15 protein-coding genes are annotated in these 18258 nt (G+C 67.8%); 14 read left to right on the top strand and 1 reads right to left on the bottom strand.

Going from position 1 to position 18258, the window contains the following annotated elements; translation table 11 throughout:
• Positions 1–16: 16 nt before the first annotated feature.
• The 4 genes from DSHI_RS14745 to DSHI_RS14730 are packed head-to-tail and all read left to right on the top strand — an operon-like array spanning position 17 to position 6778.
• The gene (locus DSHI_RS14745) at positions 17–1024 is read left to right on the top strand and encodes an AAA family ATPase (RefSeq protein ID WP_012179567.1); all 1008 of its coding nucleotides are present in this window, start codon (positions 17–19) and stop codon (positions 1022–1024) included.
• Entirely contained in the window at positions 1021–1923 is a 903-nt protein-coding gene (locus tag DSHI_RS14740; protein WP_012179566.1) for a DUF58 domain-containing protein, read from the top strand. The genes DSHI_RS14745 and DSHI_RS14740 overlap by 4 nt, the downstream gene beginning before the upstream one ends.
• Entirely contained in the window at positions 1923–4697 is a 2775-nt protein-coding gene (locus DSHI_RS14735; RefSeq protein WP_012179565.1) for a DUF4159 domain-containing protein, read from the top strand. Before DSHI_RS14740 ends, DSHI_RS14735 begins: the two co-directional genes overlap by 1 nt.
• Entirely contained in the window at positions 4694–6778 is a 2085-nt protein-coding gene (locus DSHI_RS14730) for a membrane protein (protein ID WP_012179564.1), read from the top strand. The genes DSHI_RS14735 and DSHI_RS14730 overlap by 4 nt, the downstream gene beginning before the upstream one ends.
• Positions 6779–6781: 3 nt before the next feature.
• Here the strand turns inward: DSHI_RS14730 and DSHI_RS14725 are convergent, their stop codons facing one another.
• Entirely contained in the window at positions 6782–7147 is a 366-nt protein-coding gene (locus tag DSHI_RS14725) for a hypothetical protein (RefSeq protein WP_050757902.1), read from the bottom strand.
• A gap of 158 nt (positions 7148–7305) precedes the next feature.
• Here DSHI_RS14725 and DSHI_RS14720 point away from each other — a divergent pair, with 158 nt between their 5' ends.
• The 10 genes from DSHI_RS14720 (at position 7306) to DSHI_RS14675 (ending at position 18211) form a co-directional block, all read left to right on the top strand.
• On the top strand, positions 7306–9465 hold the full coding sequence (locus tag DSHI_RS14720) for an esterase-like activity of phytase family protein (protein ID WP_012179562.1): 2160 nt from the start codon (positions 7306–7308) through the stop codon (positions 9463–9465).
• Positions 9466–9865: 400 nt separating this feature from the next.
• Entirely contained in the window at positions 9866–10021 is a 156-nt protein-coding gene (gene pufB, locus DSHI_RS14715; protein WP_012179561.1) for a light-harvesting antenna LH1, beta subunit, read from the top strand.
• Between the two features lie 12 nt (positions 10022–10033).
• Positions 10034–10375 carry a light-harvesting protein gene (locus DSHI_RS14710; protein WP_012179560.1) on the top strand — a complete coding sequence of 114 codons (342 nt, stop codon included), beginning with the start codon at positions 10034–10036 and terminating at the stop codon, positions 10373–10375.
• A 70-nt stretch (positions 10376–10445) separates the two neighbouring features.
• Positions 10446–11849 (top strand): PucC family protein, encoded by a 1404-nt coding sequence (locus DSHI_RS14705; RefSeq protein ID WP_012179559.1) that lies wholly within the window; start codon positions 10446–10448, stop codon positions 11847–11849.
• Positions 11850–11897: 48 nt separating this feature from the next.
• Positions 11898–12584: a hypothetical protein gene (locus DSHI_RS14700; RefSeq protein ID WP_012179558.1), complete on the top strand. Its 687-nt coding sequence runs from the start codon at positions 11898–11900 to the stop codon at positions 12582–12584.
• Between the two features lie 155 nt (positions 12585–12739).
• Positions 12740–14182, top strand: a complete 1443-nt coding sequence (locus tag DSHI_RS14695) for an FAD-linked oxidase C-terminal domain-containing protein (protein WP_012179557.1) — start codon at positions 12740–12742, stop codon at positions 14180–14182.
• An 85-nt stretch (positions 14183–14267) separates the two neighbouring features.
• Positions 14268–15404: an FAD-binding protein gene (locus DSHI_RS14690; RefSeq protein ID WP_012179556.1), complete on the top strand. Its 1137-nt coding sequence runs from the start codon at positions 14268–14270 to the stop codon at positions 15402–15404.
• A gap of 22 nt (positions 15405–15426) precedes the next feature.
• Entirely contained in the window at positions 15427–16731 is a 1305-nt protein-coding gene (glcF, locus tag DSHI_RS14685) for a glycolate oxidase subunit GlcF (protein ID WP_012179555.1), read from the top strand.
• A gap of 63 nt (positions 16732–16794) precedes the next feature.
• Positions 16795–17613, top strand: a complete 819-nt coding sequence (locus tag DSHI_RS14680; protein ID WP_012179554.1) for a trypsin-like serine peptidase — start codon at positions 16795–16797, stop codon at positions 17611–17613.
• Between the two features lie 139 nt (positions 17614–17752).
• Positions 17753–18211: an Hsp20 family protein gene (locus DSHI_RS14675; RefSeq protein ID WP_012179553.1), complete on the top strand. Its 459-nt coding sequence runs from the start codon at positions 17753–17755 to the stop codon at positions 18209–18211.
• Positions 18212–18258: the final 47 nt, after the last annotated feature.

The following is an 18258-nucleotide window of genomic DNA, read 5'->3' as shown; positions in this document are numbered from 1 at the left end:
ATGGCAAGGAGCGGACATGGCTGACGCAGAGACCCTGGTTAAAGATATCGAACGGCTGGGGGAAAAGTTGGCCGAGGCCAAGGCCAGCATCGCCACGCAAATCATTGGGCAACCTACGGTTGTGGACCTGTCCCTGAACGCGATGCTGTCCGGGGGGCATGCCCTGCTGATGGGTCTGCCGGGGCTCGGCAAGACCCTTTTGGTCGATACGCTGAGCACGGTAATGGGGCTGAGCGCGAATCGGGTACAATTCACGCCTGACCTGATGCCGGCGGATATTCTCGGCTCCGAAGTGCTGGAAACCGGCGCGGATGGCGCGCGGTCCTTCCGGTTCCTGGAAGGTCCGATCTTCTGCCAGCTGTTGATGGCGGACGAGATCAACCGCGCCTCGCCCCGGACCCAGTCGGCGCTGTTGCAGGCGATGCAGGAAAAGCATGTGAGCATCGCGGGCCAGGAACGCCCGCTGCCCGCGCCGTTCCATGTGCTCGCCACCCAGAACCCGATCGAGCAGGAGGGCACCTATCCGCTGCCCGAGGCGCAGCTCGACCGCTTCCTGCTCAGGATCGACGTGGATTACCCGGACCGCGAGACCGAGAAGGGCATCCTCATGGCCACCACCGGCATCGACGGCGCGACCGCGCATCCGGTGTTCACCGGGGCGGAGTTGATCCACGCCCAGGAGGTCGTGCGCCGGATGCCCGTGGGCGACGCGGTGGTCGAGATGATCCTCGACCTGGTGCGCGCGTGTCGGCCGAACGAGCCGGAGGCCCATGACGCGGTCAACCGCTCGGTCTCCTGGGGGCCGGGGCCGCGGGCGGCGCAGTCGCTGATGCTGTGCGTGCGGGCGCGGGCGCTTCTGGACGGGCGGCTGGCCCCGTCGGCGGAGGATGTCGCGGCCCTGGCGCGGCCGATCCTGTCGCATCGAATGGCGCTGAGCTTTGCCGCGCGGGCCGAGGGCGTGATCCTCGAGGAGGTCATCGAGAATGTCACCCACGGCGTGACCCGGATCGAGCGGGCCGCGTGAGCAAGACGGGCTTCTCCGAGGCGCGCCATACTCCCGACAGTCTGCGCCACCGTTCGGAAACGGTTTCGGGCACCCTGCCGCCGCTCATGGTGGCGGCGGAACATCTGGCCGCGACCATCATGCTGGGCAATCACGGGCGCAAGCGGGCCGGGACCGGGGACGAGTTCTGGCAGTACCGCCCGGCGGAGGCCGGGGACGGCGTGCGGTCGATCGACTGGCGCCGATCCGCGCGGGCCGACAGCCCCTTCGTGCGGGAAAAGGAATGGCAGGCGGCGCAGAGCCTGATGCTCTGGGTCGATGATGCGCAGTCCATGGGGTTTACCGGCGGGCGCAACCGTCCTTCGAAGTTGCGCCGGGCGCAGACCATCGGCATGGCCTTGGCGATCCTGGCGATCCGGTCGGGGGAGCGGGTCGGGCTGATGAACCTGCCGGAGCCGCCCAAGGCGGGCAATTCGCAGCTGATCCGTCTGGCCGCGGCCCTGATGGACCCCAAACACCCCGAGGATTACGGCAAGCCGGTGGCCCGGGTGATGCCCGCAGGCGCACGGGCGGTATTCCTGTCGGATTTCCTCGGCGACACGGCCTCGGTGGAGAAGGCCCTGACCACGGCGGCGGACCGGGGCGTGAAGGGGGCGCTGGTCATGGTGCTGGACCCCGATGAAGAGGCGTTTCCCTTCGACGGGCGCACGGTGTTCGAGAGCATGTCGGGCGCGATCCGGTTCGAGACGCTGAAGGCCAAGGGCCTGCGCGAGGCCTATCTGCAGCGGCTGGCGGAGCGGAAGGACTGGCTGCAGACGCTGGCGCGGCGCACGGGCTGGCGGCTGGACATTCACCACACCGATCATCCGCCGGAGGACCCGCTCCTCTGGCTCTATCATGCACTGGAACAGGTACGCTGATGTTCACTCTGGGACCCATCGCCTTTGCGTCGCCCGGTCTGCTGCTGCTGCTTCTGGTGCTGCCGATCCTGTGGCTGATCCTGCGCGCGGTGCCGCCTGCGCCGATCACGCGGCGGTTTCCCGGTGTGGCGCTCCTGCTGGGGCTGAACGACCCGGAGAGCGAGACCGACAAGACGCCCTGGTGGCTGTTGTTGCTGCGCGCGCTGGCAGTGGCGGCGATGATCCTGGGCTTCGCGGGCCCGATCCTGAACCCCGACGAGCGGACGCCGGGGACCGGCCCGTTGCTGATCGCGGCCGATGCCAGCTGGGCCTCGGCGCGGGACTGGTCGGCGCGGCAGGACCGGTTGGAGGCGCTGCTGGAAGAGGCGGCGCGCGATGGCCGCCCGGTGGCGCTGGTCACCCTGACCGACCTGCCACCGGCGGAGATCGCCTTCGGCGCGCCGGAGGCCGAGCGCGCGCGCCTGCCCGGTGTGCAGCCCAAGCCCTGGCCGGTGAACGGGCCGGAGGTTCTGGCCTGGTTGGAGGCGGTCGAAGGCGATTTCGACACGTTCTGGATGTCGGACGGGCTGGACTGGCCGGAGCGGGACGCGGTGCGCGCGGCGCTGGAGGCGCGCGGCGCGGTGCGTGTGTTCGAAAGCCCGCGCGCGGTCTTCGGGATCAGCCCGGCGCGGATCGAGGATGGTGAGGTGCGGGTCGAAGTGCTGCGGTCCCCGCCCGCCGGGGAGCGTCCGGTGACGGTGATCGCCCGCGGCCCCGGCCCGAACGGGGTGACCCGGGAGCTGGGCCGCACCGAAGTGGTGTTCGAGGCCGGTGAGGCCACCCAGGAGGCGGTGTTCGACCTGCCGCCGGAGCTGCGCAACCGGGTGACCCGGTTCGAGGTGACGGGGCAGACCACCGCCGGGGCGGTGAGCCTCGCCGATGACGCCCTGCGGCGGCGGGAGATCGCGCTCTTCGCCGGGCGGGACGACCGCGAGGGGCTGGAGCTGCTGACGCCGCTGCACTACCTGCGCCGAGCTTTGGAGCCGACGGCCGACCTGCTGGAGGTGCCGCTGGTCGATGCGCTGCCGGCGAACCCGGATGTGATCATCCTGGCGGATGTGGCGCAACTGGCCCCGACCGAGGCCGAGGGGATCACGGAGTGGGTGGAAAACGGCGGTCTGCTGGTGCGATTTGCCGGGCCGCGGCTGGCGGCGTCCGATGTCTCGCGGCTCGAAGAGGACCCGTTGATGCCGGTGCGCCTGCGCGCGGGCGGGCGGTCCGTCGGGGGCGCGATGAGCTGGGGCGAGCCCAAGGCGCTGCGGCCCTTTTCCTCAAGCTCCCCCTTCTTCGGCCTGCCCCTGCCGGAGGATGTGGCGGTCACCGCTCAGGTAATGGCGCAGCCGGATCCGAACCTGCCCGATCGGGTGGTTGCGGCGTTGACCGACGGCACACCGCTGGTCACCCGCAAGGCCTTGGGGCAGGGGCAGGTCGTTCTGTTCCATGTCACCGCGAATGCGGAATGGTCGAGCCTGCCGCTCTCGGGGCTGTTCGTGCAGATGCTGGAGCGGTTGGCGGTGTCGTCGCGGCCCACGGCGCTGACCGCCGAGGCGCTGGCGGGCACCACATGGGTGCCCGAGCAGCTGTTGGGGCCCTTCGGGACGCTGGAGGAGGCCGGGCAGTTGGCCGGGATCCCGGGCGAGGATCTGGCGGAGGCCCCCCTGAGCGCGGAGGTGCCGCCGGGGCTTTATGCCGGGGATGACCGGCGGCTGGCGCGTAATGTGCTGGGGGCCGGGGCCGTACTGGCGCCGTCCGTCTGGCCCCCATCGATCACGGTCGAGGGGCTGGAAGCGCAGCGGGATCAACCCTTGGCGGGCTTCTTGCTGACGGCGGCGCTGGCGTTGTTGGCGTTGGATATCCTGGCGGCTCTGTGGCTGTCTGGACGGCTGCGGCAGGCCCATGGGGCCGCGGCGGCGGCCCTGGTGGTCGTGCTGCTCGGGCTGGGGACGCCCCCCGCCACGGCGCAGGAGGGCATCCCGGATGACGTGCTGGCGCTGGAGGCGACCACGGCGGTGGTGCTGGCCCATGTGCGCACGGGCGATCCGCGGCTCGACGAGATCGCCTATGCGGGGCTGCGGGGGCTGTCGCAAATCCTCACCCAGCGCACCTCGATCGAGCCGGACGATCCGATCACCGTGGACCTGGAGACCGACGAGCTTGCGTTCTTCCCGTTCCTCTACTGGCCGGTATCGGACAGCCAGCCGCTGCCCTCGGCGGAAGCCTATGCCAAGCTGAACCGCTACTTGCGCGGGGGCGGGATGATCCTGTTCGATACGCGGGATGCGGATGTGGCGCAGTTCGGCAATGACAGCCGGGGAATGCGGGCGCTGCGGCGGCTGGCGGCCCCGCTGGACGTGCCACCCCTCGAGGTGCTGCCGGCCGATCACGTTCTGACGCGGACGTTCTACTTACTGCAGGACTTCCCCGGACGCCATACCAGCCGCACGCTCTGGGTGGAGGCCGCGCCGCCCGACGCGGAGCAGGTCGAGGGAATGCCCTTTCGCAACCTCAATGACGGGGTCACGCCGGTGGTGATTGGCGGGAATGACTGGGCGGCGGCCTGGGCGGTGGACGAGGCCGGGCGCGCCATGGTGCCGGTCGGGCGCGGCTTCTCGGGCCGCCAGCAGCGCGAGCTGGCCTATCGGTTCGGCGTCAACCTGATCATGCATGTGCTGACCGGCAACTACAAATCCGACCAGGTCCATGTGCCGGCACTTCTGGAAAGGCTGGGCCAATGAACAGCGGTACGGTGATCTTCGACCCCTATCTTCCCTGGGCGGTGCTGGGCGCGCTCGGCGTGCTGATGGCGGCGCTTCTGCTCTTTGCGGGGGCGCGGGGGCTTCTGGGCGCCTGGGTGCGCGGGCTGGCGACGGCGGCGCTGCTCCTGGCGCTGGCGAACCCGTCCTTGCAGGAAGAGGATCGCAGCCCGCTGACCGATATCGTGCTGGTGGTGGTGGACGAGACCGCGAGCCAGCGGATTTCCGACCGTACCGAGCAGACCGAGGCGGCGCTCGAAGCGCTGAGCGCCGAGATCACCGCCCGCACCAACACCGAGCTGCGCGTGGTCCGGGTGGGCGACGGGCCGGGCAATGCGGGTACGCTGCTGGTCGCGGCGATGACCGAGGCGCTGTCGGAGATCCCGCAGGCGCGGCTGGCGGGCACGATCCTGCTGAGCGACGGGCAGGTCCATGACCTCGGCCCGATGCCCAACCTGCCGGCGCCCTTGCACCTGCTGCTGACCGGGCGGGAAGGCGACTGGGACCGCCGCCTCGTGGTCAAGACCGCGCCCGCCTTCGGCATCCTGGGCGAAGAGGTCGAGCTGACCGTGCGGATCGAGGACCAGGGCGACGTGCCCGCCGCCGCCCAGGGGCAGGTGTCGCTGGAGATCGCCGTGGACGGGGGGGAGCCCTTTGCCGTGGACGTGCCTGTGGGCCGGGACATCACGGTGCCGCTGTCGCTCGACCATGGCGGCATGAACGTGGTGCAGCTGACCGTGCCCGAGGCCGAGGGCGAGTTGACCGACCGCAACAACGCCGCCGTGGTGCAGATCAACGGGGTGCGTGACCGGTTGCGGGTGCTGCTGGTCTCGGGCGAGCCCCATGCGGGGGAGCGGACCTGGCGCAACCTGCTGAAATCCGACAGCGCGGTGGACCTGGTGCATTTCACCATCCTGCGCCCGCCGGAGAAACAGGACGGTGTGCCGGTCTCGGAATTGTCGCTGATCGCGTTCCCGACGCGGGAGCTGTTCCTGGAGAAGATCGACGATTTCGACCTGATTATCTTCGACCGTTATCGGCGGCGCGGGATCCTGCCGCAGATCTACCTCGCGAACATTGCGCAATATGTCGAAGCGGGCGGTGCGGTCCTGGTGGCCGCGGGGCCGGATTTCGCCTCGGCCAATTCGATCTATCGCTCGCCGCTGGCGGATATCATCCCCGGCGAGCCCACGGCACGGGTGATCGAGGAAGGCTTCACGCCGGAGATCAGCGATGTGGGCAACCGGCATCCGGTGACCGCCGGGCTTGCGCCGACCAACCTGGCCGAGGGGGAAGCGCCCTGGGGCCGCTGGTTCCGCCTGATCGAGGTGGAGCCGATGGCGGGCGAGGTGGTGATGACGGGCCCGGGCGACCGGCCGCTCCTGATGCTGGACCGGGTGGGCGAGGGGCGCGTGGCGCTCTTGGCGTCGGATCACGCCTGGCTGTGGTCGCGGGGCTACGAGGGCGGCGGGCCGCAGCTGGAGCTGCTGCGCCGGTTGGCCCATTGGATGATGAAGGAGCCCGAGCTGGAGGAAGAGGCGCTGACCGCCACCGCCGAGGGCCAGACCATGACCATCACCCGCCGCGCCCTGACCGACGGGGAGCGGGAGGTGACGGTGATCGGCCCGGACGGGGTCGAAACGGTCGTGCCCCTGACCGAGATCGCGCCGGGGCGCTGGAGCGCGGAGTTCACCGGCGCCGAGCCAGGGCTCTACCGTCTGAGCGACGGGGAGCTGGACGCGGTGGTGGGCCTTGGCCCGTCTGCGCCGCGGGAGTTCGAGGAAACCCTGGCCAGCGGCGACAAGCTCGCGGCGGCGGTGGATGCGACCCGGGGCGGGGTGCTGGCGCTGGAGAACGGTGTGCCGCGGCTGCGCGATGTGGGCGAGGGCCGAAATGCCGCCGGGCGCGGCTGGATCGGCCTGACCCCGCGGGAGGCGGCGCTGACCACGGACCTGCGGATCAGCCCGCTCATCGCCGCGTGGCTGTTCCTGGCGCTTGTGGCGCTCCTGACCATCGCGGCCTGGCTGCGCGAAGGGCGGCGAAGCACGCCGAAGGCCGGTTGAGGCTCAGTACGGCAAGCGCAGGGTAAAGGGCGTGCCGGTGTAGCCATCGAGGTTGCACCGGGCGCGGATCACCAGTTCGGTCACGCCTTCGGGCACGCGCACCCCGCCGAGGCTGCGGGTGAAGGGCTGCTCTTCCACATGGGGATGGGCGAGGACCCGTGTGCCCAGGGAGACGCCGTCGGGGGTCAGCACCTCCCACCCGTCCGCGTAATGGTCCCAGCCGGTATCCGGATGGCTCAGGGTGACGGAGATGCGCCAGCCCGCACCGCTACGCTGGGCTTCGGCGGTCTCGATGACCGAGGGGCTGGCCCAGAGCGGGGCGGTGCAGAGCAGGCCCAGGGCCAGCGCGGGGATCAGGGGTCGGGGCATGGGGGTCTCCATCATCAGGGCCCCGCGATCCTGCCACAGGTCGGAGCGCGCGGGGCTCACGAATGCGCCAGCGCGGCTTTCACGCAACTGATACAAATCTGAAGGGCCGTTGTTACAGAACCGTTGCATCCCGAAGGCGCTAAACCTTGGGGAATCACATGAAAAAATCCGTTCTGCTGAGTGGCGCCGCCTGCGCGCTCACCGCCGGGCCCGCACTGGCCGACATGAATTTCAACCGGATCGCGTCCTTTCCGGTCACGGCCAACTTCGACGGGGCGGTGCCGGAAGAAACCTCTGCCGAGATCATCGATGCCACCGCCGATGGCATGGTGCTGGTCTACACCGACAGTCCGGCGGGGGTGCTCGGGGCGATCGACATCACCGACCCGGCGAACCCGCAGCCCCTGGGCACCATGGCGATGGATGGCGAGCCGACGGCCGTGTCGATCATCGGCACAACGGCCTTCGTGGGGATCAACACCTCCGAGAGCTACACCGAGCCGTCGGGCATGGTGAAGGCCATCGACGTGACGAGCATGACCGAACCGGCCCGTTGCGACCTCGGCGGGCAGCCCGACAGCACCGCGAAGGCGCCGGACGGGTCGTTCATCGCCGTGGCCATCGAGAACGAGCGTGACGAGGACCTGGGAGAGGGCCGCGTACCGCAGATGCCGGCGGGCGACCTGGTCATGATCGACGTGGTCGATGGCAGCCTCGATTGTGGCAGCCTGATCCGCGCGGACCTTACGGGGCTTGCGGATGTGGCGGGAGAGGACCCGGAGCCGGAATTCGTGGATATCAACGGGCTCGGCGAGACGGTCGTGACCCTGCAGGAGAACAACCATATCGTCGTGGTTGCGCGGGACGGGTCGATCGTCTCGCATTTCTCCGCCGGGTCGGTGGATCTGGACGGGATCGACGCCACGGATGAACGCGGCGCGCTGATCTTCACCGAGAGCCAGCCGGACCGGGTGCGGGAGCCCGACGGGGTGCAGTGGATCGATGATACCCATTTCGCCATCGCCAATGAGGGCGACATGGATGGCGGGGCGCGGGGGATGACGATCTTCGCCAAGGATGGCACCGAGCTGTTCGAAACCGGCGCGTCCTTCGAGCATGCCATTGTGCAGATCGGGCATTACCCGGACCGGCGCTCGGATGCCAAGGGGGTTGAGCCAGAGGGAATGGAATTCGGGGTATTCGACGGCACGCCGTTCGTCTTTGTCATGGCGGAGCGGGCCTCGGTCGTGGGGGTCTATGACGTGAGCGACCCGGCGGCACCGGTGCTCAAGCAGCTTCTGCCTTCCGGCATCTCTCCGGAAGGGGCGGTGGCGATCCCGTCCCGGGGCCTGCTGGCCACGGCCAACGAGTATGACGGGCTCGAGGACGGCGCGGCGCGTGCCCATGTGATGCTCTACGAATACCAGGAAGCCCCTGCGGCCTATCCGCAGCTGACCTCTGAAGGCGCGGGAGAACTGATCGGTTGGGGGGCGATCTCGGGCATGGTCGCTGGGGAAGGCAGCACGATCTACGCGGTGAATGACAGCTTCTATGGCTTCCAGCCGACGATCTACACCATCGACGCCTCCACCACCCCGGCGCGGATCACCGCCGCGACGCCGGTCACTCGCGCGGGCCGTCCGGCACAGAAGCTCGACCTCGAAGGCATCGTCCTAGACGGGGAGGGCGGCTTCTGGGTCGCCTCCGAAGGGCGCACGGACCGTGTTGTGCCCCATGCGCTCTATCATGTCTCCGCCCAGGGCGAGATCCAGGCGGAAATCGGTCTTCCGCCGGAGCTGATGGCGGTGGAGCGGCGCTTCGGCTTCGAGGGCATCACCAAGGTTGGAGATACCCTGTGGATGGCCGTGCAGCGGGAGTGGGCGGACGATCCCGAGCACCACGCCAAGCTGGTGTCCTACAATATCGAGACCGAGGAATGGGGCGCGGTGCTTTATCCCAAGGCAGCGCCGGAGACAGGCTGGGTCGGCCTGTCGGAGATCAGCGCCCATGGCGATCACGTCTATATCGTGGAGCGGGACAACCGGCACGGGCTGGAGGCAGTCACCAAACGGGTCTACCGCGTGCCGCTGGCCGAGATGGTGCCCGCCACGCTGGACGGAGACGATATGCCCATCGTGTCCAAGGAATTGGTGCGCGACCTGCTGCCGGATCTGACTGCGACGGGTGGTTACGTGCTCGACAAGGTCGAAGGGCTCGCAATCCTGCAAACCGGAGAGATCTTCGTGTCCACCGATAATGACGGGGTCGAGGATCATTCCGGGGAGACGATGTTTTTCTCCATCGGCACCGCGCCTTAGGCCCGGTTTCCATCAATGGATCGACCCGTCAGGGCCCACCCTCCTGTGGGCCCTGTCTGTTCTGGGGTTCAGCGACTCGGTTTCCCGCCGCCGCCTTGGGCGAATGCCGTTCTGATGAGCGGTTGAGTGCGAAAACCTCCTCCTTAACCCGAGTCAAAGCCAGATATTTTCATTTTGCAAAAGCTGGTTGTCCCTGAATTCATTGCGATAAAATGCGCCAGTGGATGAAAGGGTGTAAATGTGTAAATCAAAACTTACAGATTGCAATGTCCATCAACTATGACATACTGCGAAGGTCGATTGGCCGCATGCTTGGCCAGTCGTGGGACGATCCGGTTCTGAACCCAGACCTCGGCGCCAGTGAGTCCCCCTCGGAAACTGAATAACGGAGGAGATCAGCATGGCTGATGACACCGATAAGGTCTGGCCGACAGGTCTGACACTCGAAGAAGCCGAAGAAGTGCATAGCTATCTCATCGATGGTACGCGCGTTTTCGGTGTGATCGCGCTGCTTGCGCATTTTCTCGTGGCGGCCGCCACGCCCTGGCTCGGATAAGGGGGTCACGTCATGAACAATGCAAAGATGTGGCTCGTCGTTCCGCCCGCCGTGGGCGTCCCGGTTTTCCTCGGCGCTGTGGCTGTCGGCTCCTTCGCGGTCCATGTGGCCGTTCTGAGCAACACCTCCTGGGTGTCCGACTTCCTGTCCGGCAATGAGCTCGGCTCCGGGGATTCCGCAGCCCTGTTGCAGCAGCAAGAGGCCGCGACCGCCAAGGCGTCCTATGTTCTTCCGGATGTGAACGGAGCCCAGCAGGTTCTGATCGTCATGCCGGACGGAACGACCCGGACGGCCGTGCTGCAGGGCGAGACCCTGGCCTCCGCCTCGCCGACCGTCCCGCCGTCGTCCTACTGAAGGGGCACGGCAGAAATATCTCCGCCCCGGGTATGACCGAGCCCCGGGCGGAGACCTGACGGAGAAATTCATGTCCTTCAACCTCAAGGCACTTGCCCTGCAACGGATTGCGACCCTCGGGCCGCGCTACCTTCCGTTTGCGGATGTCGCGACGCCGGAGGTTCCCCTCAGCCGCCTTCTGCGGCTGTCATTGTTTCAAGTCACGGTGGGCATGGCGCTCGTTCTGCTGGTCGGCACCCTGAACCGGGTAATGATCGTGGAGCTTGACGTGCCGGCCACGCTGGTCGCGGGGATGCTCGCGCTCCCCTTGCTGTTCGCGCCCTTCCGCACGCTGATCGGGCATCGCTCCGACGCCCATGTCTCGGCTCTGGGCTGGCGGCGTGTGCCCTATATCTGGAAAGGCACGCTCTATCAGTTCGGCGGGTTCGCCATCATGCCCTTCGCGCTGCTTGTGCTGTCGGGCTATGGCGAGTCCGGGGACCTGCCCCGATGGATCGGGATGGCGGCCGCGGGCCTTGCCTTCCTGCTGGTCGGTGCGGGGTTGCACATGGTGCAGACCGTGGGGCTGGCGCTGGCCACGGACCTGGTGCCGGACGAGGACCATCCCAAGGTCGTGGGCCTGATGTATGTGATGCTGCTCTTCGGGATGGTGGCGAGTGCGCTGGTCTATGGCCTGCTTTTGGAGAATTACACGCCAGGCCGCCTGGTGCAGGTGATCCAGGGCAGTGCGGTGGTGACCGTTGCGCTGAACCTGACCGCCATGTGGAAGCAGGAGGCGCGCAACCGGGACCGGGCCGCCGCGCAGAAGGCCGCGCCGAGGGTCACGTTCCGCGAGGCATGGGACCGGCTGGTGGCCGTGCCGGGGACGCTGCGCCTGCTGGTGGTGATCGGGCTTGGGACCTTCGGGTTCGGCATGGCCGATGTGTTGCTTGAGCCCTATGGCGGGCAGGCCCTCGGCCTGTCGGTGGCGCAGACCACGAAGCTGACCGCGCTGCTGGCCGGCGGTTCCCTGATCGGTTTTGCCATCGCCTCGCGCGTCCTGAGCCGGGGCCTGGCGCCCGATGCGCTGGCCCGGGTGGCGGCCAGCATCGGCATTCCGGGATTTGCGGCGATCATCGCCGCCTCGCAGGGCTTCGGCACAGCACTTTTCCTGACGGGGACGTTGACCACGGGGATCGGTGCGGGCCTGTTCGGCCACGCCACCCTGACCGCCGCGATCCAGCGCGCACCCAAGGGCCAGATCGGCCTGGCGCTCGGCGCATGGGGCGCGGTGCAGGCGACCTGCGCCGGGATCGGCGTGGCGCTGGCCGGCATCCTGCGCGATGTGCTTGTCAATCTGCCGGGCGAGGAGGGACTTGGTGTCCACACGCCCTACAATGTTGTATTCGGAATCGAGATCCTGTTCCTGGCCTTGGCCGTGCTCGTTGCACTCCCTCTCGGAGCGCGCCTTGTACGTCGGGCCATTCAGTCCTGACCTTCGGCGTGCGAAAGCCGCGGGCAACCCGGGAGGAGAAAGACCACCATGGCAACAGTAATTTCACGGCTCTTCAGCGCCGAGGCGGGGGCCAACAAGGTCGCCAAAACGTTCGAGCGCGCGCGGTTTCCCCGGCGCGATACCCACGTGGTGCGCATGGGCGAGGATCATACGGTGGCTTCGGTGACCGACGCGATGGTGTCGCTTGGCGTCGCCGAAGAGACGGCCCGGGCCTATACCTCCAAGATGGCCGATGGCGGTGCGGTATTCGTGGTGAAGGCGACCTATAAGCCGCTGACCGCCAAGACCATCGCCCGTGAGATCCTCGATGCTGCCGATACGGTCGACATGGGGGCGGTCGAGGAAGAGAACTGGGTGAAGGACGAGATCGAGCCGATGTCTTCGGTGCTTGACGATCACCCGCTGTTCTTCACGCGGGTCCGCGAGACCCACGAGCGCAAGGGGCCGGTGACCGCCGGGATCATGCCGCTTCTGTCCAAGCGCAAACCGCATTCCAGTTCGGTGATTTCCGGGGGCAAGAAAATGTCCTTCTGGCCCATGCCGCTCCTGCGCGAGGGGCTGATCACCAAGCCGCGCCTGCGCAAGGATGGGCCGGTGACCGCCCGGCTCCCCTTTCCCCTGCTGAGCGGCGGCAAGCGGGACAAATCGGTGATCCCCGGCGGCAAGCTGATCGTGGAAGAGAACCTCGGCATCCCGTCGATCATCCGGCGCTGAGCGCAGCGCCATCGTGTAAAGGCCCGCTTCGGCGGGTCTTTTGCGTTCCGGGGCAGGTGTTTCGGGCGCAGTCTCCGGACCTGGGGGAAGAAAACGCTTGCCAAATTCTGAATTGGTTATATTTTCTTACCAATCGAGATTGGGGAGAGCAGATCATGGAGATGCCGACACCGGATGCGGGGATCCTGGCCAAGAAGGACAGGGTCGTCGCGTTGCTGCAAGAGGTTCTGCCAAGGGACGCGGTGATCCATGAGCCGCATGAGACCCGCGCCTATGAATGCGATGCGCTCACAGCTTACAAGTGCCCGCCGCTTGCCGCGGTCCTGCCGTCGAGCACCGAGGAGGTCGCCGCGGTCCTGAAGATATGCCATGCCGAAGGGGTGCCGGTGGTGCCGCGCGGGTCGGGCACGTCGCTTGCGGGCGGGGCCTTGCCCACCGCCGATTGCGTGATCCTCGGCGTGGCCCGGCTGAACAAGGTGCTGGAGACCGATTATGACAACCGGATCATCCGGGTGCAGTCGGGGCGCACGAACCTGAGCGTGAGCGGCGCCGTGGAGGAAGAGGATTTCTTCTATGCGCCCGACCCGTCCTCGCAGCTGGCCTGCGCCATCGCCGGCAACATCGCGATGAATTCCGGCGGGGCCCATTGCCTGAAATACGGGGTGACGACCAACAACCTGCTGGGGGTCACCATGGTGATGATGGATGGTACCGTGGTCACGATCGGCGGTGCGCATCTGGATGCGGGGGGGCTCGACCTGCTGGGGGTGATCTGCGGCTCCGAAGGACAGTTGGGCGTGGTGACCGAGGCGACGCTGCGCATCCTGCGCAAGCCCGAAGGCGCGCGTCCGGTCCTGATCGCCTTTGACGAGAACGAGGTCGCGGGGGCCTGCGTGGCCGACATCATCAAGGCCGGCGTGCTGCCCGTGGCGATCGAGTTCATGGACAAGCTCTGCATCGAGACCTGCGAGAATTTCGCCAAGGCGGGCTACCCGGAATGCGAGGCGCTGCTGATCGTGGAGGTCGAAGGCTCCGAGGCGGAGATCGACGCGCAGCTCGGCGTGATCCTCGACATCGCGCGCAAGCACAACCCGGTGGAGCTGCGCCAGAGCCAGTCGGCCGAGGAAAGCGCCAAGATCTGGTTGGGTCGGAAATCGGCCTTCGGCGCCATCGGGCAGTTGAACGATTACATGTGCCTCGACGGCACGATCCCGGTCTCGGAACTGCCCTATGTGCTGCGCCGGATCGGGGAGATGTCCAAGGAGTACGGGTTGCAGGTGGGCAACGTGTTCCATGCGGGCGACGGCAACATGCATCCGCTGATCCTGTTTGATGCGAACAAGGACGGGGATCTGGAGCTGTGCGAGGCGTTCGGGGCGGAGATCCTCAAGCTCTGCGTGGAGGTCGGCGGCTGCCTGACCGGGGAGCATGGGGTCGGGATCGAGAAACGCGACCTGATGGGGGCGCAGTTCACGGGTGCGGACATGGAGATGCAGTTGCGGGTCAAGGACGTGTTCGATCCGGCCTGGCTGCTCAACCCGGCGAAGGTGTTTCCCCTGGCGGTGACCGAGGCGCGCCGGGGGCGTGCGGCGGCCTGAGCGGGGCATCGGGGGAGGGGGCGCCGCCCCCGCGCGCCTTGGGCGTCCCCCCGGAATATTTTTGCAAAGATGAAGGGACGGGGTCATGCAGACACCGGGGAGCGAGGCCGAACTGGCCGAGGTGATCGCAGGTGCCGATGCGCCCTTGCGCATACGGGGCGGCGGGACGCGGCCCATCGGCAAGCCCGTGGCGGGGGAGGTTCTGTCCACGGCGGCCCTGTCGGGGATCGGGCTTTACGAGCCCGGCGCGCTGACGCTGGTGGCGCAGGCCGGCACGCCGCTGGCAGAGGTGGAGGCCGCGCTTGCGGCGGAGCGGCAGCGCCTGCCGTTTGAGCCGATGGACCACCGGGGGCTGCTGGGCAGTGCCGGGGAGCCGACCCTCGGCGGGGTCGTGGCGGGGAATGTTTCGGGCCCGCGCCGGATCCAAGCCGGCGCCTGCCGCGACAGCCTGATAGGGGTGCGCTTCGTCACGGGCGAAGGGGCGGTGGTCAAGAATGGTGGGCGGGTGATGAAAAACGTGACCGGCTATGATCTTGTGAAGCTGATGGCGGGCAGTCACGGCACCCTCGGGGTGCTGACCGAGGTCAGTTTCAAGGTGCTGCCCCAGACCGAGACCGAGGCCACGCTGACGGTCACCGGGCTGGACGATGCGACCGCGGTGGCGGCGCTGTCCAGGGCGCTGGGCGCGCCCTATGAGGTGAGCGGGGCGGCACATCTGCCGCGCGGTGCGGACGGGCCGGAGACCCATGTGCGGATCGAGGGGTTCGAGACTTCGGTCATCTACCGGACAGGGAAGCTGACGGAACTGCTGGGCAAATTCGGGCCGGTGCGCGTCGAGGCCGACCCGGCGGCGAGCCGTTCGACCTGGGTCGCGATCCGCGACGTGGCGGCGTTCCATGGCACCGCGGGCGATGTCTGGCGCATCTCGGTCAAGCCGTGCGATGGGCCAGCGGTCGGGGCGGCCCTGGGCGGTGACGTGATCTATGACTGGGGCGGCGGGCTCGTCTGGGCCCATGTGGCGCCGGGCCGGGATGTGCGCGGCGCGCTGGCCGGTCTGCCGGGCGGTTTTTCCGGACACGCGACCCTGATCCGGGCCGCCGAGGCGACCCGCGCCGCCCAGCCCGTGTTCCAGCCCGAACCCGCGCCCCTCGCCGCGATCAGCGCAGGCCTGCGGGCGAAATTTGACCCCAAGGGCATCCTCAACCCCGGCCTGATGGCCTGACCGCACCGCCAGGGAGACATTCATGCAAACCCATTTCACCCCCGAGCAGCTCAAGGATCCGGCCACGGCCCGGTCCAACGAGATCCTGCGCAGCTGCGTCCATTGCGGGTTCTGCACCGCGACCTGCCCGACCTACCAGGTACTGGGCGACGAGCTCGACAGCCCGCGGGGCCGGATCTATCTGATCAAGGACATGATCGAGAACGACCGGCCCGCGGACCCGCAGACCGTCAAGCATATCGACCGCTGCCTGAGCTGCCTTGCCTGCATGACCACCTGCCCCTCGGGGGTGCATTACATGCACCTGGTCGATCACGCGCGGGAGTATATCGAGAACACCTACAAGCGGCCCCTGTACGAACGCATGCTGCGCTGGACGCTGGCGCGGATCCTGCCCTATCCGATGCGGTTCCGAGTGGCGATGCTGGGCGCGAAGATCGCGCGCCCCTTCGCGGGCCTGATCCCCGAAAAGCGCCTGCGCGCCATGGTGGAGATGGCGCCCAAAACCATCCCGCCGGTCAGCCGCAATGACGACCCGCAGGTCTTCCCGGCCATTGGCCCGCGCCGTAAGCGCGTGGCGCTGATGACCGGCTGCGCCCAGCGGGCGCTGAACACCGATATCAACGATGCCACGATCCGGGTGCTGCGGCGGCTCGGCTGCGAGGTGGTGATCGCGGAAGGGCAGGGCTGCTGCGGGGCGCTGACCCATCACATGGGCAAAACCGCCGAGAGCCATGGGACCGCGGCCCACAACATTCGTGCCTGGCACCGCGAGATGGCGGGCGAAGGCCTCGACGCCATCGTCATCAACACCTCGGGCTGCGGCACGACGGTGAAGGATTACGGCCACATGTTCCGCAACGAGGCGCTGGCCCAAGAGGCCGCCGCGGTGGCCGCCATCGCCAGGGACATCTCCGAGGTGCTGATCGACCTGGAGGTGCCCGAACAGGATCGCTTCAGCCAGGGCCTGACCGTGGCTTATCATGCCGCGTGCTCGCTGCAACATGGCCAGCAGATCAAGACCTATCCCAAGGACCTGCTGCGCCGGGTCGGGTTCAAGGTGGTGGAGCCGGAGGACGCGCATCTGTGCTGCGGTTCGGCCGGGACCTACAACCTGATGCAACCGGACATCTCCAAGGAACTGAAGGCGCGGAAAGTCGCCACTCTGGAGGCCAAGGCGCCGGATCTGATTGCCGCGGGCAATATCGGCTGCATGATGCAGATCGGCTCTGGCACCGGCATCCCGATCGTGCATACGGTCGAGCTTATCGACTGGGCGACGGGCGGACCGAAACCTGCTGGGCTGGGTACGGTGGAGGCTGCCTGAGTTCTGCCCCATTCGGGGTGTAGGACAGCGCAACCAGACGGTCGGCAGAGGACGGAGACTGGGATGATCGGATTGCGCGCCGCGCTGCTGGTGCTGCTCGGCCTGATGGGCGGGCCGCTGGCGGCGCAGGACAAGCCTCTGGAGGCGTTGGAGACCGCCGACAAGATCCGCGCCTACCAGGCGGTGGGGCGGCTCGATATCGGCGGGCGGGGGTTCTGTACCGGCACGCTGGTTACCATGGACCTGGTGCTGACGGCGGCCCATTGCCTTTATGACAAGCGCAGCGGCGCCCGGGTGCCCGCGACCGAGATCACCTTCAAGCCGGGGCTGCGCAACGGACGGGCGGCGGCCTATCGCAGCATCCGGCGCGCCGCGGTGCATCCGGACTATACCTACGGCGACCCCGACACGATCCAGCGGGTCGCGACCGACCTCGCCATCCTGGAACTGGCCCAGCCGATCCGGCAATCCAACATCACCCCTTTGGTCGTCGACCAGACGCCGCGCTGGCTGACCCAGGTGGCGCTGGTGTCCTATGCCCGCGACCGCGAGGAGGTGTTGTCGCTGCAGCAATCCTGCCGGGTGCTGGAACGCGAGGCGGCGGTGCAGGTGTTGTCCTGCGATGTGGATTTCGGCTCTTCCGGGGCACCGGTGCTGAGCTGGCTCGGCGGGGTGCCGCGGGTGGTGTCGGTGGTCTCGGCCAAGTCGATCTATAACGAGGAACGGGTGGCCCTGGCCGTGAAGGTCGAGACCGCAGTGGAGGATCTGCGCGCGCACCTGTCCGAGACCGACGGGGTGTTCAAGCGCGAGGCCCCGCAAATCCGCACCCTGACGCGAGAGCGCGCGATGGACGGGGCCGGGGCGAAATTTCTGCGCCCCTGAGCCGCGCCGGGCCCTTGAAAGCCTGAGATTCCCTTCCCACATTCCGGATGTCGGACGCCACACGGGTCCGGCGATTTGACAGGGGTCGCCCCGGATGGGGGGCCTCGCACATCGTGAACATCGCTCAAGGAGGATGACCATGCGAACCATTGATATGTCCCCGCTTTACCGTGCCACCGTCGGTTTTGATCACTTCGCCGACCTCGTGGACCGGGTCATGCGCGCCGATGCCGGCAACCAGCCGAGCTACCCGCCGTTCAACATCGAAAAGACCGACGACGACGCCTATCGGATCTCGATCGCAGCCGCCGGGTTCGGCGAAGACGACCTGAACATCGAGGTGCGCGAGAACGCGCTGATCGTCACCGCCAAGAAGCCCGAGGATGATGCCGAGCGCACCTATCTGCACCGCGGGATCGCCACCCGCGCGTTCGAGCGGCGCTTCCACCTGGCCGACCATGTCCATGTGACCGGTGCCAGCCTCGTCAACGGGATGCTCGACATCGAGCTCAAGCGCGAGGTGCCCGAGGCGCTGAAACCCCGGCGCATTGCCATCGGCAACAGCACCCCGGCGGTCGAAGGCACCGTCGCCGCCTGAGCCGCGGCTTTTACCGACCTCGTGACGGGCGTGCGCAAGCGCGCCCG

It is taken from the genome of Dinoroseobacter shibae DFL 12 = DSM 16493, assembly GCF_000018145.1.
Taxonomy (GTDB): domain Bacteria; phylum Pseudomonadota; class Alphaproteobacteria; order Rhodobacterales; family Rhodobacteraceae; genus Dinoroseobacter; species Dinoroseobacter shibae.
Note: the sequence above shows the minus strand (reverse complement) of the source record. Positions and strands in the feature narration are given on the sequence as shown.

What these genes read in the sequence shown, in the direction of transcription:
- DSHI_RS14745 (WP_012179567.1), top strand. Translation starts at nt 17, where the DNA reads ATGGCTGACGCAGAGACCCTGGTTAAAGATATCGAACGGCTGGGGGAA.
- DSHI_RS14735 (WP_012179565.1), top strand. Translation starts at nt 1,923, where the DNA reads ATGTTCACTCTGGGACCCATCGCCTTTGCGTCGCCCGGTCTGCTGCTG.
- DSHI_RS14730 (WP_012179564.1), top strand. Translation starts at nt 4,694, where the DNA reads ATGAACAGCGGTACGGTGATCTTCGACCCCTATCTTCCCTGGGCGGTG.
- DSHI_RS14725 (WP_050757902.1), bottom strand. Translation starts at nt 7,147, where the DNA reads ATGCCCCGACCCCTGATCCCCGCGCTGGCCCTGGGCCTGCTCTGCACC.
- DSHI_RS14720 (WP_012179562.1), top strand. Translation starts at nt 7,306, where the DNA reads ATGAAAAAATCCGTTCTGCTGAGTGGCGCCGCCTGCGCGCTCACCGCC.
- pufB (WP_012179561.1), top strand. Translation starts at nt 9,866, where the DNA reads ATGGCTGATGACACCGATAAGGTCTGGCCGACAGGTCTGACACTCGAA.
- DSHI_RS14710 (WP_012179560.1), top strand. Translation starts at nt 10,034, where the DNA reads ATGAACAATGCAAAGATGTGGCTCGTCGTTCCGCCCGCCGTGGGCGTC.
- DSHI_RS14705 (WP_012179559.1), top strand. Translation starts at nt 10,446, where the DNA reads ATGTCCTTCAACCTCAAGGCACTTGCCCTGCAACGGATTGCGACCCTC.
- DSHI_RS14700 (WP_012179558.1), top strand. Translation starts at nt 11,898, where the DNA reads ATGGCAACAGTAATTTCACGGCTCTTCAGCGCCGAGGCGGGGGCCAAC.
- DSHI_RS14695 (WP_012179557.1), top strand. Translation starts at nt 12,740, where the DNA reads ATGGAGATGCCGACACCGGATGCGGGGATCCTGGCCAAGAAGGACAGG.
- DSHI_RS14690 (WP_012179556.1), top strand. Translation starts at nt 14,268, where the DNA reads ATGCAGACACCGGGGAGCGAGGCCGAACTGGCCGAGGTGATCGCAGGT.
- glcF (WP_012179555.1), top strand. Translation starts at nt 15,427, where the DNA reads ATGCAAACCCATTTCACCCCCGAGCAGCTCAAGGATCCGGCCACGGCC.
- DSHI_RS14680 (WP_012179554.1), top strand. Translation starts at nt 16,795, where the DNA reads ATGATCGGATTGCGCGCCGCGCTGCTGGTGCTGCTCGGCCTGATGGGC.
- DSHI_RS14675 (WP_012179553.1), top strand. Translation starts at nt 17,753, where the DNA reads ATGCGAACCATTGATATGTCCCCGCTTTACCGTGCCACCGTCGGTTTT.